This is a genomic window from Polaromonas sp. LjRoot131 (genome assembly GCF_964252805.1).
In the GTDB taxonomy this organism is placed as follows: Bacteria; Pseudomonadota; Gammaproteobacteria; order Burkholderiales; family Burkholderiaceae_C; genus Polaromonas.
Genome location: NZ_CAXUPF020000002.1, coordinates 36,893 through 52,843 on the forward strand (window position 1 = coordinate 36,893; position 15,951 = coordinate 52,843).

16 protein-coding genes are annotated in these 15,951 nt (G+C 67.1%); 11 read left to right on the forward strand and 5 right to left on the reverse strand.

Annotated features, from left to right (window positions below):
* Positions 1 to 14: 14 nt before the first annotated feature.
* Positions 15 to 1,211 carry a Fic family protein gene (locus ACSQ27_RS10605; RefSeq protein WP_436155470.1) on the forward strand — a complete coding sequence of 399 codons (1,197 nt, stop codon included), beginning with the start codon at positions 15 to 17 and terminating at the stop codon, positions 1,209 to 1,211.
* A gap of 18 nt (positions 1,212 to 1,229) precedes the next feature.
* Here ACSQ27_RS10605 and ACSQ27_RS10610 read toward each other — a convergent pair whose 3' ends face one another.
* Entirely contained in the window at positions 1,230 to 2,240 is a 1,011-nt protein-coding gene (locus tag ACSQ27_RS10610; RefSeq protein WP_436155471.1) for an aldo/keto reductase, read from the reverse strand.
* Positions 2,241 to 2,382: 142 nt separating this feature from the next.
* Between ACSQ27_RS10610 and ACSQ27_RS10615 the strand changes: the two genes are divergently transcribed.
* The gene (locus tag ACSQ27_RS10615; protein ID WP_436155472.1) at positions 2,383 to 3,312 is read left to right on the forward strand and encodes a LysR family transcriptional regulator; all 930 of its coding nucleotides are present in this window, start codon (positions 2,383 to 2,385) and stop codon (positions 3,310 to 3,312) included.
* An 83-nt stretch (positions 3,313 to 3,395) separates the two neighbouring features.
* Here ACSQ27_RS10615 and ACSQ27_RS10620 read toward each other — a convergent pair whose 3' ends face one another.
* On the reverse strand, positions 3,396 to 5,864 hold the full coding sequence (locus ACSQ27_RS10620) for a glucose/quinate/shikimate family membrane-bound PQQ-dependent dehydrogenase (protein WP_436155473.1): 2,469 nt from the start codon (positions 5,862 to 5,864) through the stop codon (positions 3,396 to 3,398).
* A gap of 274 nt (positions 5,865 to 6,138) precedes the next feature.
* On the opposite strand from ACSQ27_RS10620, the gene ACSQ27_RS10625 reads away from it, so the two are divergent.
* Together ACSQ27_RS10625 and ACSQ27_RS10630 are read left to right on the forward strand one after the other, a co-directional pair.
* On the forward strand, positions 6,139 to 7,176 hold the full coding sequence (locus ACSQ27_RS10625; RefSeq protein ID WP_436155474.1) for a zinc-dependent alcohol dehydrogenase family protein: 1,038 nt from the start codon (positions 6,139 to 6,141) through the stop codon (positions 7,174 to 7,176).
* Between the two features lie 160 nt (positions 7,177 to 7,336).
* Positions 7,337 to 8,311 carry an alpha/beta fold hydrolase gene (locus ACSQ27_RS10630; RefSeq protein ID WP_436155475.1) on the forward strand — a complete coding sequence of 325 codons (975 nt, stop codon included), beginning with the start codon at positions 7,337 to 7,339 and terminating at the stop codon, positions 8,309 to 8,311.
* A gap of 43 nt (positions 8,312 to 8,354) precedes the next feature.
* Here the strand turns inward: ACSQ27_RS10630 and ACSQ27_RS10635 are convergent, their stop codons facing one another.
* On the reverse strand, positions 8,355 to 9,329 hold the full coding sequence (locus ACSQ27_RS10635; RefSeq protein WP_436155476.1) for a LysR family transcriptional regulator: 975 nt from the start codon (positions 9,327 to 9,329) through the stop codon (positions 8,355 to 8,357).
* A 131-nt stretch (positions 9,330 to 9,460) separates the two neighbouring features.
* On the opposite strand from ACSQ27_RS10635, the gene ACSQ27_RS10640 reads away from it, so the two are divergent.
* The gene (locus ACSQ27_RS10640) at positions 9,461 to 10,327 is read left to right on the forward strand and encodes an oxidoreductase (protein WP_436155477.1); all 867 of its coding nucleotides are present in this window, start codon (positions 9,461 to 9,463) and stop codon (positions 10,325 to 10,327) included.
* Positions 10,328 to 10,394: 67 nt separating this feature from the next.
* Here ACSQ27_RS10640 and ACSQ27_RS10645 read toward each other — a convergent pair whose 3' ends face one another.
* Positions 10,395 to 11,603, reverse strand: a complete 1,209-nt coding sequence (locus ACSQ27_RS10645) for an MFS transporter (RefSeq protein ID WP_436155478.1) — start codon at positions 11,601 to 11,603, stop codon at positions 10,395 to 10,397.
* Between the two features lie 121 nt (positions 11,604 to 11,724).
* Here ACSQ27_RS10645 and ACSQ27_RS10650 point away from each other — a divergent pair, with 121 nt between their 5' ends.
* Positions 11,725 to 12,678 (forward strand): LysR family transcriptional regulator, encoded by a 954-nt coding sequence (locus ACSQ27_RS10650; RefSeq protein WP_436155479.1) that lies wholly within the window; start codon positions 11,725 to 11,727, stop codon positions 12,676 to 12,678.
* 8 nt (positions 12,679 to 12,686) lie between these two features.
* On the opposite strand, the gene ACSQ27_RS10655 is transcribed toward ACSQ27_RS10650, so the two are convergent.
* A complete protein-coding gene (locus ACSQ27_RS10655; protein WP_436155480.1) occupies positions 12,687 to 13,355 on the reverse strand; it encodes a TetR/AcrR family transcriptional regulator in 669 nt (222 codons plus the stop codon).
* A 145-nt stretch (positions 13,356 to 13,500) separates the two neighbouring features.
* On the opposite strand from ACSQ27_RS10655, the gene ACSQ27_RS10660 reads away from it, so the two are divergent.
* Genes ACSQ27_RS10660 through ACSQ27_RS10680 form a run of 5 tightly spaced genes read left to right on the forward strand, consistent with a single transcriptional unit; the run spans position 13,501 to position 15,934 of the window.
* Complete coding sequence (locus tag ACSQ27_RS10660) at positions 13,501 to 13,974, forward strand: VOC family protein (protein ID WP_436155481.1); 474 nt, start codon at positions 13,501 to 13,503, stop codon at positions 13,972 to 13,974.
* Between the two features lie 33 nt (positions 13,975 to 14,007).
* Positions 14,008 to 14,424: a nuclear transport factor 2 family protein gene (locus ACSQ27_RS10665; protein WP_436155482.1), complete on the forward strand. Its 417-nt coding sequence runs from the start codon at positions 14,008 to 14,010 to the stop codon at positions 14,422 to 14,424.
* Between the two features lie 47 nt (positions 14,425 to 14,471).
* Complete coding sequence (locus ACSQ27_RS10670) at positions 14,472 to 14,906, forward strand: VOC family protein (protein WP_436155483.1); 435 nt, start codon at positions 14,472 to 14,474, stop codon at positions 14,904 to 14,906.
* A gap of 25 nt (positions 14,907 to 14,931) precedes the next feature.
* Positions 14,932 to 15,279: a YciI family protein gene (locus ACSQ27_RS10675; RefSeq protein WP_436155484.1), complete on the forward strand. Its 348-nt coding sequence runs from the start codon at positions 14,932 to 14,934 to the stop codon at positions 15,277 to 15,279.
* Between the two features lie 25 nt (positions 15,280 to 15,304).
* Entirely contained in the window at positions 15,305 to 15,934 is a 630-nt protein-coding gene (locus ACSQ27_RS10680; RefSeq protein WP_436155485.1) for a glutathione S-transferase family protein, read from the forward strand.
* Positions 15,935 to 15,951: the final 17 nt, after the last annotated feature.

Genomic DNA, 15,951 nt, shown 5'->3' on the forward strand with positions numbered 1-15,951 from the left:
CTAAAATGCGCGTCATGCCATCCCAAACCTCGTTTTCCAAGCCCGCCTATATATGGCAACAGCCGGGCTGGCCGGCGCTGGTGTTTGACGCCAGCGCGCTTGAGCATGAGCTGAACCAGGCGCGCCTGGAGCAAGGCCGGCTGCTGGGACAGATGCAGGCCATAGGCTTGGCGGAGGCGCAGGCGATCACCGGCGAGTTGTGGGTTCAGGAGGCCATGGCCACAGCGGCCATTGAAGGTGAAAAACTGAACCTGGACGCGGTGCGGTCTTCCGTGTGCCGCCGGCTGGGACTGGCGGACCTGCCCACGCAGGACCGCCATGTGGAAGGGCTGCTCGAGCTGATGCAGGACGCGACGGACGGCTATCAGGCCGTGCTGGATGAAGACCGCTTGTGCCGCTGGCAGTCGGCCCTGTTCCCCGGCGGCACATCGGGCCTGCGCCGAGTCGCCGTGGGACGGTACCGCGACCATGCGGACGAAATGCAAATCGCCAGCGGCCCGCTGGGCCGGGAAAAGGTGCACTACATCGCGCCGGCATCCAGCGACGTCGCGGCGCAGATGCAGCTGTTCCTGGCCTGGTTTGAAGACACACGCCCCGCGCAGCGCACGGCGGCCCAGCCAGCCGCCCCTTCCATCAATGGCATCGCCCGTGCCGCCATCGCGCACCTGTGGTTCGAGTCGATACACCCGTTTGAAGACGGTAACGGCCGGGTCGGCCGGGCGATCGTCGACATGGCGATCGCCCAGGACATCGGCTCATCGGCGCGCCTGTTCGGGCTCTCGCGGCAGATGTTCGAATCAAGAGAGGCCTACTACGACGCGTTGAACCAGGCACAACGGGGCAGCCTGGACGCCACGCCCTGGGTCCAATGGTTTGTGCACGCCTTCACGGCCTGCTGCCTCAGATCCCAAGCGGTGGTGACACAGGCGCTGCAAAAAACGGCGTTCCGCCTGCGCGCCTCCGGTTTCTCCCTGAATGAACGGCAGAGCAAGGTGCTGGCTCGCCTGCTGGAGGCCGGCGACGGCGGCTTCCTGGGCGGCATGACGACCGACAAATACAGCAAGATCACGGGTACCTCCAAAGCGACGGCAAGCCGCGACCTCACGGAGTTGCTGCAGCACGGCTTGCTCATGGTGACCGGCGTTGGCAAGGCAACGCGCTACGCCGTCAATGTGGAAGGCTGGAATGGCACGGGCAACGCGCCGGCCTGACCGCACCTGGAGCCGCTCTTATTTCTCGCTGTCCAGGTGCGCCATCTGCTCAGCCCCATAGCGCGTGCCGGCGACAGCATCGACCGGCAGTGCAGCCTCAATCCGCTGGAGGTCCTCCACGCTGAGCGTGAGCTTGAGCGCGCCCAGGGATTCATCGAGCTGTTTGAGCGTGCGCGAGCCGGCCAGCGCGACCATGTCCAGGCCCAGGGCCTTGCCGCGCGCGAGCACCCAGGCGATGGCCACCTGCGAGGCGCTGGCGCCCAGGCCGGCGGCGAGTTGCTGCAGCACCTCCACCAGTTGCTGGTTCTTGACAGCGTTGTCGCCGGTGAAGCGCGGCAGGTGGGCGCGGAAGTCGCCGGGGCCCGTGGGCTTGGAGCCCGACAGCAGGCCGCGCGAAAGCACACCATAGGCCGTGACGCCTATGCCCAGGCGCTTGAGCACGGGAAAGATGTCGGCCTCTGGCCCGCGGCTGAGCAGCGAGTATTCGATCTGCAGGTCGGTGATCGGGTGTACGGCATGGGCTTTCTGGATGGTCTCGACACCGACTTCGCTGAGGCCGATGTGGCGCACAAACCCGGCTTTGACCATGTCGGCGATGGCGCCTATGGTGTCTTCAATCGGCACATTCGGGTCCAGCCGCGCGATGCGGTAGATGTCGATGTGGTCGGTGCCCAGGCGCTGCAGGCTGTAGGCCAGAAAGTTTTTGACGGCGGCGGGCCGGCCGTCCATGCCGATCCAGCCGGCGCTCGGGTCGCGCAGCGCGCCGAACTTGACCGAGACCAGCGCTTCGTCGCGCCGGCCTTTCAGGGCGCGGCCTATCAACATCTCGTTGTGGCCCATGCCGTAGAAGTCGCCGGTGTCGATCAGGTTGACGCCGGCATCGAGCGCGGCGTGAATCGTCGCGATGCTTTGCGCCTCGTCGCTGGCGCCATACATGCCGGACATGCCCATGGCGCCCAGGCCGATGGCCGAGACGGATTGCGGGCCGCTGAAGCCCAGGCGGGTGGAGGAGAGGATGTTGCGGGTCATTGGGAGCCTTTCGGTGAATTCGGAGTCAGTGCTTGAGTGAGCGGGTAGAAGGACTGTATTGGCATCGAATAAAAGAATAAACTGCCTGAAATCAAAATAACTGTTACCCATTTCAAGAACAAAAGGCAAGAAGGCAGCAAGCATGAGCGTTGACCGCTACAAAGCGATGGAAGTGTTTAACCGCGTGGTGGAGCTGGGCAGCTTTACCGCGGCGGCCACGGCCCTGCACATGCCCAAGGCGCGTGTGACCACCACGGTGCAGGAGCTTGAAGCCCACCTGGGCGTGCGCCTGCTGAACCGCACGACGCGCCGGCTCAGCCTGACGGACGACGGCGCGCTGTATCACCAGCGCGCGCTGGCCATGGTGCAGGACATGGGCGAGCTCGAGGGCACGCTGCGCCGCGCGGTGGCCACGCCGGCCGGGCGGCTGCGCGTGGACGTGCCGGCCGCCGTGGGGCGGCATGTGATCTCGCCGGCGCTGCCGGAATTTTTCAGGCGCTACCCCGACATGGTGCTGGAGCTCGGCAGCACCGACAGGCCGGTGGACCTGGTGGCCGAGGGCGTGGACTGCGTGATACGCGGCGGCCTGGTGCACGACGAGACCCTGGTGGCGCGGCCGCTGGGCCGGCTGCGCGTGGTGACCTGCGCCGCGCCCTCTTACCTCGCGAAGTACGGCACGCCGCAGACGCTGGAGGACCTCGAACAGCACCGCTTCGTGAACTTCCATTCGGCGAAAACCGGCAAGGTGTTTCCATTTGAATTTTCCAAAGGCGGCGACGCGCGGCAAATCCATCGCCCGCACTGGGTCAGCTGCAACGACGCCGACAGCCACATGGGCGCGGTGCTGGCCGGCCTGGGCCTGTCGCAGCCGCCACTCACGCGCCGCACCTGCGCGCTGCTGGCCAGCGGCGAGCTGGTGCGCGTGCTGCCCGACTGGCAGCCTGAAGACCTGCCCATGATGGTGCTCTACCCGCGCAACCGCCACCTGACGGCCAAGGTGCGCGCCTTCGCCGACTGGGTGGCGGAGGTGTTCATGGCGGAGTTCGCGGCGGGGGCGAAGCTGTATCCCTGAAGCCCGCCTTGGCGCTGAAAAACGGATGACGCCGCATTGAGACCATGGCGCCCGCCGTGTAGTTGCGGACTGGGTTGCCGACCTCAGGGGGCGGGCCGGCTCGCGCCGGTCAGCGGCAATGCGTAGGCCCGCACATAGTCGCCCGCGCGGGTCCCCAGCGAACCATGCCCGCCAGCCACCACGATCACAAACTGCCGGCCGTCGGCGACGGCATAGCTCATGGGCGTGGCCTGGCCGCCGGCGGGCAGGCGTGACTTCCAGAGTTCGTTGCCATTGTTGACGTCATACGCGCGCACATAGTCGTCCAGCGCGCCGGAGAGAAAGGCGACGCCCCCGGCGGTGGCGAGCGGGCCGCCCAGGCTGGGCACGCCCATGCGGAAGGGCAAGGGCAGGGGCGACAAGTCGCGCACCGTGCCGTTCTTGTGCTGCCAGGCGATGGTGCCGGTGGTCAGGTCGGCACCGGCCACATAGCCCCAGGGCGGCGCCTGGCAAGGGATGCCCAGCGGCGACAAAAAGGCGCTGAGCTTGACGGCAAAGGGCGCGCCGAAATTTTCATTGAGCGAAGGCAGGCTGCCTTCGGGCCGCTGCTTGCCCTGCACCATCAGCGAGGTGTCGTCGGCGCGGGGGACCAGCTGCGAGACAAAGGCCAGGTAGGTCGGTGTGGTGAAGGCCATCTGCCGCACCGGGTCGACAGCCACACCGCCCCAGTTGAAGACACCGAAGTTGCCGGGGTAGACCAGCGTGCCTTGCGTGGACGGCGGCGTGAAGCGGCCTTCGTAGCGCAGGCGGTGAAAGGCGATGCGGCAGTACAGCTGGTCGAACATGGTGGCGCCCCACATGTCGCGGCCGGTCAGCGGCGGCGGGTTGAAGGACAGCGCCGACTTCGGTTGCGTGGGCGCGCTGCGGTCGCCCTGCGCGGCGCCCTGCGGCGCGGGGACCTCGGTGACGGGCAGCAGCGGCGTGCCGGTGCGGCGGTCCAGCACAAAGATCTCGCCCTGCTTGGTGGGCTGCACGAGCGCGGGTACTTTGTTGCCGCCTATGTTGAGGTCCAGCAGGCTGGGCTGGGCCGGCACGTCATAGTCCCAGAGGTCGTGGTGCACCGTCTGGAAATTCCAGCGCACCTTGCCGGTGGCCAGGTCCAGCGCGACGACGGAGGACGAATAGGTTTCCACCGCGGGGCTGCGATTGCCGCCCCACTGGTCGGGCGGCTGGTTGCCCAGGGGCACATAGACCATGCCCAGCGCTTCGTCGACGCTGGAAATCGACCAGCTGTTGGGCGAGTTGGCGGTGTAGCTTTCACCGGGCTTGAGCGGCGCGCTGCTGTCGGGCCGGCCCGAATCCCAGGCCCACACCAGGGCGCCGGTGTTGATGTCGAAAGCGCGTATGACGCCGGACTGCTCCTTGGTGGACACGTTGTCGAGCACGGTGCCGCCGACGATGATGAGGCGCGAGCTCACCACCACGGGGGAGGTCGAATAGTAGGCGCCGGGCTTGAGGTTGGGCATGCCGGCCCAGAGGTCGATCTGCCCCTTGCCGCCGCCGAAGGCCGTGCAGGGTTTGCCGCTGTCGGGGCTCAGCGCGATCACGCGCCCGTCGGCCGTGGGCATGAAGAGCTTGGCCGTGCAGCCGTCGCTGGTGGCCGGCACGGGCATGGTGGCCGGCGGCTGGTAAGACAGGCCGCGGCAGGTCAGGTGCTGCAGCGCGAGCTGGCCCTGGATCTCGGGGTTGAAGCGCCAGATCTCGGCGCCGGTGGTCGCGTCGAGCGCGATCACCGACTGGTGCGGCGTGCAGAAGAACAGCCGGTTGCCGACCTTGAGCGGCGTGACTTCAAACGTCGTTTCCTGCGGGTCGCCGGGGCGGCCGCGCATGTCGCCGGTGCGGTATTCCCAGGCCAGCGCCAGGCTCTTGACGTTGGCCGGGGTGATCTGTGCCAGCGGCGAATAGCGCTGGCCGTGGCCGGTGCGGCCGTAGGCGTGCCATTCATCGGGCGGCACGCCGTCGCCCGGCACGGCCGCGGCGGCGCCCATGGGCGGCAGGGGCTGCATGCCCACCAGGCGGTTGTCGTCATGGAAGCCGGCGACGACGGCGGCGATGAGAAACGCGCCCAGCACCGAGCCCAGTGCCCAGCGGCCGCCGCGCGCACCCAAAAAGCCTTCATGGCCGATCGAGTTGATGGGCCAGGTGCGGGTGACCCAGCGCGTCATCAGGAAAAGGCCGATAACAAACACCACGCCGCCGCGCGCGGCCAGCGGCCACCAGTCCAGCCCGGCCTCCCACAGCGCCCAGGCCAGCGTGCCGCCGACCAGCAGGGCAAATATCCACAGCCCGGCCGGGCTGCGGCGCGCCAGCAGCACGCCCGCCAGCACAAAGCCCAGGCCCGCCAGCAGGTAGTAGGAAGAGCCGCCCAGCACCACAAGCCAGAACCCGGCCAGCAGCAGGGGCACGCCCAGCACGAGCAACACCAGGCCCGCGGCCCAGGCCGTGCGGCGTTTGAGGGGGTCGACAGGGTTGGGAGGCGGCGGGACGGGAGGAGCGGTGTTGTAGGACGGCATTGTTGTTCTTTGGCGGGCGCGGTTCAGCCATGGCACACCGCACCGGGAAGTTAAAAAACCGCAGCGGCTGAGCAGCCAATCTAGTCCGCGCTCCGCGCCCCCGGCGTCAGCCTGCGGCTAAAGCGGCTGTAGGTGAGGCGACCGGCCCTGGCGGCAAAGCCCGCTCCGTGCGCCGGCGCACAGACCCGCGCGCCGAATGCGCGCCTGCTGGGGGTCACGGCATGCGCCATCGTGGAGTCCTGCGGATCGCATGGCGGCCAACCCAGGGAAATCGATGAAAGCACTTGTTTACGGCGGGCCGGGCCTGAAGGCCCTGGAAGACCGCCCCAAACCGGAAATCCAGGCGCCCGGCGACGCGGTGGTGAGGATCACCAAAACCACGATTTGCGGCACCGACCTGCACATCCTCAAGGGCGACGTCCCGACCTGCGCGCCGGGGCGCATCCTCGGGCATGAGGGTGTCGGCGTGATCGATTCGGTGGGGGCGGGCGTGACCGCTTTTCGCCCCGGCGACCGGGTGCTGATCTCCTGCATCTCGTCCTGCGGCAAGTGCGAGTACTGCCGCCTCAGCATGTATTCGCACTGCACCACGGGCGGCTGGATCCTGGGCAACCAGATCGACGGCACGCAGGCCGAATACGTGCGCACACCGCATGCCGACACCAGCCTGTACCCGATCCCGGCCGGCGCGGACGAAGAAGCGCTGGTGATGCTCAGCGACATCCTGCCCACGGGTTTTGAGTGCGGCGTGCTCAACGGCAAGGTGGTGCCGGGCTCCTGCGTGGCCATCGTGGGTTCGGGGCCCATAGGCCTGGCGGCGCTGCTGACCGCGCAGTTCTACACGCCGGCGCGCATCATCATGGTGGACCTGGACGAACACCGGCTGGCCGTGGCCAAACGCTTCGGCGCCAGCGACACGGTCAACAGCAAGGACGGCGACGCTGCAAAGCAAGTGATGGCGCTGACGGACGGCCGCGGCGTGGACACGGCCATCGAGGCGGTGGGAATTCCCGCGACTTTCGAGCTCTGCGAGGACATCATCGCGCCGGGCGGCACCATCGCCAACGTGGGCGTGCACGGCGCCAAGGTGGACTTGCACCTGGAAAAGCTCTGGGCGCACAACATCACCATCACCACGGGGCTGGTCGATACGCTGTCCATCCCCATGCTGCTCAAGACTGTGCAGTCCAAAGGCATCAACGCCGCGCGGCTGATCACCCACCGCTTCAAGCTGGACGACATCCTGCAGGCCTATGAGACCTTCAGCAAGGCCTCGGACACCCAGGCGCTCAAGGTGATCATCGAGGCATGATGCGGCTGTTCACGCGTTGATGCGAGGCCTCTCGCAGTAAGACTTCATCATTCATAAAACATGAATGACTAAACCATTCTGGTGATATTCCTTAAATAGAAGATGAACCCTACATTGAAGGCTCTTCTTCAACTTTTATCGTCACCCTCAAGGAACCGCCATGAACACCACTGCTTCCGAACTGCTTGCCACCCGCCGCCAACTGCTGGCGAGCACCGCTACCCTTGGCGCGGCCGCCGCCGGCCTGCTGGCTGCCGCCACACCCGCCTTGGCCGCCGCACCCGTCGGCAATGAAGGCCGGGTGCCCGGTTTCACGGCGCGCAATGCCGACGTGAACGGCACGACCATCCACTACCGCGTGGGCGGCAAAGGGCCGGCCGTGGTGCTGCTGCACGGTTATGCCGAAACCAGCCATATGTGGAACCCGCTGATGCCGCTGCTGGCCAAGACCCACACGGTCATCGTGCCGGACCTGCGCGGCGCCGGCGGATCGGCCAAGCCCGAAGGCGGTTACGACAAGAAGAACATGGCCGTCGACATCCACGAACTCGTGAAGTCGCTGGGCATCAACAGCGTGGCCATCGTGGGCCACGACATCGGCCTGATGGTGGCCTATGCCTACGCCGCGCAATTCCCCGCCGAGACCAGCCGCGTGGTGCTGATGGACGCCTTCCTGCCCGGCATCGGCGACTGGACCCATGTGTGGCTGCTGCGCGACCTGTGGCACTTCCATTTCCACGGCAAGACACCACTGGCGCTCGTGAAGGGCCGCGAACGCACTTACTTCGAGCACTTCTGGAACGACTTCGCGGCCGACGCCAAACACTCGCTGCCCGAAGCCGACAGGCGCATCTACGCCACGGCCTATGCGCAAGAGGGCGGCATGCGCGCGGGCTTTGAGTACTTCAAGAACTTTGAAAAAGACGCGGCCGACTTCGCCGCGCTGGGCGCCACCAAGCTCACCATGCCCATGCTGGTGCTCTCCGGCGAAAAAGCCGGCGGCACCTTCCTGATCGACCAGGGCAAGCTGGTGGCGAATGACGTCAAGGGCGTGGTCGTGAAGGGCTCTGGCCACTGGTTGATGGAAGAGGCGCCTGACCAGGTCATTCCTGAGCTGCTGCAATTCCTGAACTGAGCCGGAGCCCCTGGACAAAAAGGCCGCGCGATGCGCGGCTTTTTTATTTGGCGGCCGGCCGCTTGCGCCCGGCTTTGGGTTTTACGGGCGTGAGTTCATGCGGCTCCAGGAAAAACTGCGTGTTGCCCACCAGCCGCTTGACGACCAGGTCGATGAAGGCGCGCGCCCGCGCCGGTTGCGCGCTGCGGCTTCCGTAATAGACGTGCAGGCCCAGGTGGTCGGTGACGTGTTGCGTGAGCAGCGGCACCAGCAAGCCGGCGCGCACCAGCGGCGCGGCGGTCACGCCTATCAGCTGGCCTATGGCCTGGCCGGCGACGACGGCGCGGGCTTCGAGGTCCACGTCGTTGGCCAGGAAGGAAGAGGCGATCATGCGCCCCACAACCTCTTCGCCGACCTTGAACTCCCAGGGCATGGTTTTGCCGGTGCCGGTGTTGTGAAAACCGGTGCAGCGGTGGTGCGCCAGCTCGTCTATCGTGGCCGGCGCGCCGTGCTGCGCGATGTAGGCCGGCGAGGCGCAGACGATGAGCTGCAGCGGCAGGATGCGCCGCGAGATGACGCCGCCCCCGGGCGGTGAGCCGGCGCGAAAGCCGACGTCGACGCGGTCTTCGACCCAGTTGCCGATGCGGTCGTCCATCTGGATGTCGGGGTCGACCTGCGGGTGGCGGCGGCAATATTCTTCCAGCACCGGCCACAGCACCTCGAGCATGATGGAGCGCGGCGCGGCGATGCGCAGCGGCCCGGCGATCTCTTCGCGGCCGCGGCGCGCGCCGTGCAGCGCGCGCGTCAGGGTGGAGAGCCCGGGCTGCGCGGCCTGCAGGAACTGCTCGCCCTCTTCGGTCAGGCTCAGGCTGCGGGTGGTGCGGTGGAACAGGCGCACGCCCAGGTGGCGCTCCAGCTGCACCAGCGCCTGGCTGGCAGCCTGCGGCGTGATGGCCTGCGCCGCGGCGGCCTGGCGCAGGCTGCCGAGTTCGGCGGCCTTGACGAAGGTGGCAATGGCGCGCAATTCATTCAAGGCCATGGTGCTTCTCCCGGGGCTGGAGGGTGATTATCACGATTTGCTTGATTATGAACCCAGCGACTCCTGGCTATTCAACACCTAATGGAAATCCTACATTGCCCTCCTCAACAACTTTTTTGAAGGACCTGGCCATGAATGCAAAGACGGATTTCAAACGTGTCTGGATGATCACCGGCGCGGCGCGCGGCATTGGCGCCCGCATCGCCGAAGCGGCGCTGGCCCGCGGCGAGGCGGTGGTAGCGACCTCGCGCGACGCGGCTTCGGTGCAGAAGAGATTCCCCGCGGGCGACGCGCTGCTGGCCTTGCCGCTGGACGTGACGGACGAGGCGCAGGCGGCCACCGCGGTGCAAGCCGCGCTGGCGCGTTTCGGCCGCATCGACGTGCTGGTCAATAACGCGGGCTATGGCCTGCTGGGCGCGGTGGAAGAGGCCACGGCTGACGAAGTGCGGCGCCTTTACGAAACCAATGTGTTCGGCCTGCTGAATGTGACGCGCGCCGTGCTGCCGTCCATGCGCGAGCGCCGCAGCGGCCACGTCATCAACATCTCGTCACTGGGCGGCTACCAGTCGGGCCCGGGCTTTGGCGTGTACTGCTCGACCAAGTTCGCGGTGGAAGGCCTGAGCGAAGCGCTGCACGGCGAACTGGCGCCGCTGGGCATCCACGTGACGGTGGTGGAGCCGGGCTACTTCCGCACCGACTTCCTGGACAAGGCCTCGCTGTCGGTATCGCCGCGCATCCTGGACGACTACGCCCAAAGCGCAGGCAAGGTGCGCGAAGCCGCCAAAGAGATCAACCACAAGCAGGCCGGCGACCCGCTGCGGCTGGCACAGGCCATGCTGGCGCTGGTGGATTCGGCCGCGCCGCCGCTGCGCCTGCCAATGGGCACCGACACGCTGAAAGTGATTGCGGACAAACACGCATTTGTGGAAGCCGAGGTGAAGGCCTGGAAGGCGCTGGCCGCTTCGACGGATTTCCCGAAGGAAGCGCAGGCCACCTGAGTTGGGTGTTTCGATGAAAAAAAAGGCCTCGCGAGAGGCCTTTTTTATGGATGCAGCAATGTCCGCATCAGGCCGGGCAGGGCGCGAGCTTCTTCGCGGGCCACATGCGCACCGCCAGCGCGGCCACGCCCGACACCGCAGCCATCACGCACACGCCCTGCCAGCCGGCCTGGGCCAGCACCACGCTGCCCAGCCAGGCGCCGCTGGCCATGCCGCTGAACATGCCGATGAACAACACGGCGTTAAGGCGGCTGCGCGCGGCGGGCTCTATGCCGTAGATCAGGGTCTGGTGTGCGATCAGCGTCGCCTGCGCGCCCAGGTCGAAGACCACGGCGCCCACGGCGATCAGCCACAGCTGGTCGGGGCCGAACGCCATGGCGATGAAGGCGGCGGCCACCAGCGCCGCGCCCAGGCGCGTGACGACTTCCGGGCCCTTGCGGTCGGCGAGGCGGCCGGCCAGCGGCGCGGCCAATGCACCGGCGGCGCCGGCCAGGCCGAAGGCGCCGGCCGCGCCGCTGCCCAGGTTGAAGGGCGCGGCGTGCAGCATGATGGCCAGCGTCGACCAGAAGGCGCTGAAGCCTATGCTGACCAGTCCCTGGGCGATGGCCGCGCGGCGCAGCGCGGGGTGGCGCTTCCACAGCGTGGCCAGCGAGCCCAGCAGCGCCAGGTAGGGCAGCTGCGTGGTCGGCACAAAGCGCGGCAGCAGGCGCCACATGGCCGCGCCCAGCAGCGCGATGCCCAGGGCGGCGACCACAAACATGCTGCGCCAGCCGAACTGCTCGGCGACCACGCCGGCCACCACGCGCGAGAGCAAGATACCCAGCAGCAGGCCGGTCATCACGGTGCCCACGGTCTTGCCGCGTTGCGCCTCGGGCGCGAGTGTGGCGGCGGCCGGCACGATGTCCTGCGCCAGCGTGGCCGCCAGGCCGATGGCGAGGCTGGCCAGCACAAGCACCGCCAGCGAATGCGCGCAGGCGGCCAGCAGCAGCGCCAGCACCAGGGCGGCGGCCTTGCCCACGATGATGCGGCGCCGGTCATAACGGTCGCCCAGCGGCGCGAGCAGGCCGATTCCCAGCGCGTAACCCAGGGTGGTCAGCGTGGGCACCAGGCCGATGGCGGCGGGTGTGGCCTTGAACTCGGCGACCAGCAGGGCCAGCATGGGCTGGCTGTAATAGAGCGAGGCCGCGCCCAGGCCGGCGCCGGTGGCGAGCAGGAGAATCAGCGAAAGCGGCAGCCCGGGGGCGGCTTGGTCATGCGTATTGGTGGTGGTGGTCATGTTGGAGATCCCGATTTGAGGCAGGATGCGAGTATGCGGGCCCGGTTTTGCGCTGTAAAGGCGGCTATTGGGCACAATGGTCATACGCAATACGCATGCAAGATCGAAGAACGGATACCCCATGAAAACCGCGCCGGACCGGATTGAACTGATGCAGACCTTTGTGCGCATCGTGGAGGCGGGCAGCCTGTCGGCCGCCGCCGCGCAGATGAATGCCACGCAGCCCACGGTGAGCCGGCGCCTGCAGGCGCTGGAGCGTTCACTGGGCCTGAAGCTGCTGCAGCGCTCCACCCACGCGATGAAGCTGACCGAGGACGGCGAGCGCTGTTTCACCCGCGCCAAGGAGTTGCTGGGCAGCTGGGACGCTTTCGAGGCCGACCTGCGCGGCACCCAGGAGGTGCCGGAGGGCACGCTGCGCGTGGTGGTGCCACATGCGCTGGGCCAGCAGCGGCTGGTCGGGCCGCTGGTCGATTATTTACGGCGCCACGAGCGGGTCACGGTGGAATGGCTGCTGCACGACGGCACGCCCGACTTCATCGCCCAGGGCATTGATTGCGCGGTGCACGTGGGCGCGGTGGAAGACCCCTCGCTGGTGGCCGTGAAGATCGCCGAAGTCAGGCGCATCGTGGTGGCCGCGCCTTCCTTGCTGCAGGGAAAACCGCCGCCGCTGCAGCCGGCCGAGCTTCAGGCCCTGCCCTGGCTGGCGCTGCAGACTTTTTACCGCAACGAGGTGGCGCTGACCCGCCGCCATGCCGGCCGCGACATCGAGGAGGTCCGCTTCGCGATACAGCCGCGCCTGGGCACGGACAGCCTGTTCGCCCTGCGCAATGCCACGCTGCTGGGCCTGGGCGCGAGCATCGCCTCAACCTGGCTGGTGGCCGAGGACGTGGCCGAAGGCCGGCTGCTGCACCTGGCGCCCCAGTGGTGCGCCGCGCCGCTGCCGGTCTACCTGATCTATCCCTATTCGAATTTCTACCCGGCCAAGCTGCGCCGCTTTATCGAGGCGCTGCGCGAGGGGCTGCCCACGGGCATGGGCTTGGCGCCGCGCCCGGCGGAAGCGGCCGGCGCGGCCTGAGCAACCCGCTACTTCTCGCACAGGCCTTTTTCGACCATGTCGATCAGGCGCCCGCCGATCTGCAGCATCTGCGGGCCCAGCACAGGGCCCAGCGGGCCGTCGATGACCAGCATGGCCAGGCCGTGCACGGCCGACCAGGCGAGGAACTCGGCGCCGGGGCGGCGTTCGGGCGACATCACGCCGGCGCCCACGAGTTTGTCGATCGCGGCGCCCAGCAGCTCGAACGGGTCCAGCCCGCTTTGCCCCTTGCGCTCGCTATCGCCCGGCGCACCCTGGGCTCTTTCCTTCAAATCATCCGAGGGCCCGAAGGCCGTGCGGAACAGCCCGCTCTCCGCCTGCGCAAAACGCAGGTAGCCGGTGCCGACCGCGCGCAGGTTGGCGCGGGCGAATTCGGCCGGCGGTAAATCGGGGGGCACGGCGGCCAGTTCGGCCTCCATGGCGCGGGCCACGGCCGCCAGCGCGGCGGAGCGCACCGCATAGAGCAGGGCCTGGCGGCTTTCGAAATGGCGGTAGGCGGCATTCGGTGCGACGCCCGCGCGGCGCGTGGTTTCGCGCAGCACCACGGCCCCGGGGCCGCCCGCGCGCGCCAGCTCGACAGCGGCTTCCAGCAGCGCACGCCGCAAGTCCCCGTGGCGGTAGGTGCTGCGGGGTGGTGGGGGCTGCGGCGCGCTCGACATGGCTTGTTACGTATTTATGTGGACAGCGTTCATTATCTTTGCTATTCTTTTGTGGACGCTGTACACAATACTGCTGATTGGGCCACCGCGCAAGCCCCCGGATCCTGGATTTCCCCTCTGACAAGCGCTTTTTTCAAGGACGACCATGCAGAAAATCACCCCCTTCCTGTGGTTCAACGACCAGGCCGAAGAAGCCATGAACTTCTATGTTTCGATCTTCAAGAACTCGAAGATCACCCTGCTGCGGCGCTACGGCAAGGAAGGCCCGGGACCGGAAGGCTCGGTCATGACCGGCAGCTTCGAACTCGAAGGCCAGGAGTTCATGGCGCTCAACGGCGGCCCGCATTTCAGCTTCACGCCGGCGATCTCGCTGTTCGTGAGCTGCAAGACGCAGGAGGAGGTGGACGATCTCTGGGACAAGCTCTCGGCCGGCGGCGCGCCCAACCAGTGCGGCTGGGTGCAGGACAAGTTCGGCCTGTCCTGGCAGATCATCCCGACGGCGCTCGGCGAAATGCTGGGCGACAAGAACCCGGCCAAGGCCGGCGCCGCCATGGGCGCGATGCTGAAGATGCACAAGATCAGCATCAAGGACCTCAAAGAGGCCTACGACAGGGCCTGAAGCCGGACAGCATTTGCAAGAAAGGCCGCCGCCATGAACAGCCCCATCGCCACCCTGGTGCGCCGGTATTTTTCGGCGTACGAGACGCAGGACCGGACAGTCCTTGAAGACCTGCTGGACGAGCGCTTCACTTTCAGCAGCCCGCTGGACGACCGCATCAACCGCGCTGCCTACTTCGCGCGCTGCTGGCCCAACAGCCGCACGCTGCGCCGCTTCACGGTGGAGAAGATTTTTGACCAGGGCGACGAGGCCTTCATACGCTACGAGGCCGAAAGCAGCACGGGCAAGAAATTCTGCAACACCGAGTGGCTGCGCTTTCAGGGCGGCAAGCTCATCGAGGTGCAGGTGTATTTCGGCCGCGACACGCGGCCGGCCACGCCTGTTCCTGCCCTTGTTCCCACCGTGCGGATGGCCGACTGGCCGGCCACCGCCGCATTGTTTCCACGCTAGGCACGCACACCTGGCTCCCTGCCAACCCACCCGCAAAGGAGATTCCCATGCTAGTTCAGTCCTACCTCTTTTTTAACGGCCGCTGCGAAGAGGCCCTCGAGTTCTACCGCAAGGCACTTGGCGCGCAGGTCACGATGATGATGCGCTTCAAGGACAACCCCGACCCCATGACGGACGGCTGCGGCCCCGACGGCGGCCCCGCCCCCGATCCCAACAGCGTCATGCACGCCAGCTTCAAGATCGGTGAGACGGAAGTGATGGCGTCCGACGGCATGGGCGGCGGCAAGGCGGAGTTCAAGGGCTTTTCGCTGTCGGTGTCCGTGGCCACCGACGCCGAAGCGCAACGCGTGTTCAAGCTGCTGGGCGAAGGCGGCAAAGTTGAAATGCCGATGGGCAAGACCTTTTTCGCCTCGGCCTTCGGCGTGGTGGCCGACCGCTTCGGCGTGTCATGGATGGTGATCAATCCGCTGCCCATGCCGTGATGCGGCAGATTGCAGATCACATCACATGCAGTACCTGCTGATCATCTGCCACGACGCGGCCTTCGCGCCCACCCCGGCCCTGGTCGCCGACATAGGCGCCTGGGTCCGGAAGATGGAGGGCCGCGGCATCCTCCAGCACGGCAACCCGCTGCGCCCGCCGGGCGAAGCCATGACCGTGCGGGTGCGGGAAGGCCGGCGCCTTGTGAGCAAGGGGCCGTTTTCACAGAGCCGTGAAAAGATGGCCGCCTACGGGCTGATTGAATGCGCAAGCCCCCAGGAAGCCATTGACGTGGCGGCCAGCCACCCCATGGCCCGCGCGGCGACGATCGAAGTGCGGCCGGTGTGGTCCGACCTGCCGCGCATGGCGGCATGAGAATTCAAGAATTGAAAGGCAAGGCATGAAGCTGTATTACTCAGACACCCTGAACCCGCGAAAGGTCTGCGCCCTGGCGCGGCACCTGGCGTCGCCGGTGGAGTTCATCCGGGTCGAGCTCGGCAAGGGCGAGCACCTGACGCCGGCTTTTCGCGCGATGAACCCGAACGCCAAGGTGCCCGTGCTGGTGGACGGCGACCTGGTGCTGTGGGAGTCCAACGCCATCATGTGCCACCTGGCGGAAAAGGCCGGGTCGGACCTCTGGCCCCGGGACGCTCGCCGCATCGATGTGATGCGCTGGCTGATGTGGGATGCGACCGAGTTCGCGCCGCTGGCCAGTGTGTTTTATTTCGAGCACATCATCAAGCCGCGCTTTGGCATCGGCGAGCCCGACGCCGCGGAGACCGACAAGGCAACCCCGGGCTTTCAACGCTATGCCAAGGTGCTGGATGCGCACCTGAAGGGGCGCCGCTATCTGCTGGGCGACGCGCTGAGCATCGCGGATTTTGCGGTGGCGATCACGCTGCCCTACGCGGAGAAGACCGGGCTGCCAGTGCAGGCCTTCCCGGAAATCCGGCGCTGGCATGCGCAGCTCAATGAACTGCCGGCCTGGCGCGAGCCTTTCCCCGCATTGCAGGCCGCCGAGGCGGCGTAATTCACCGCTGAAAAAAC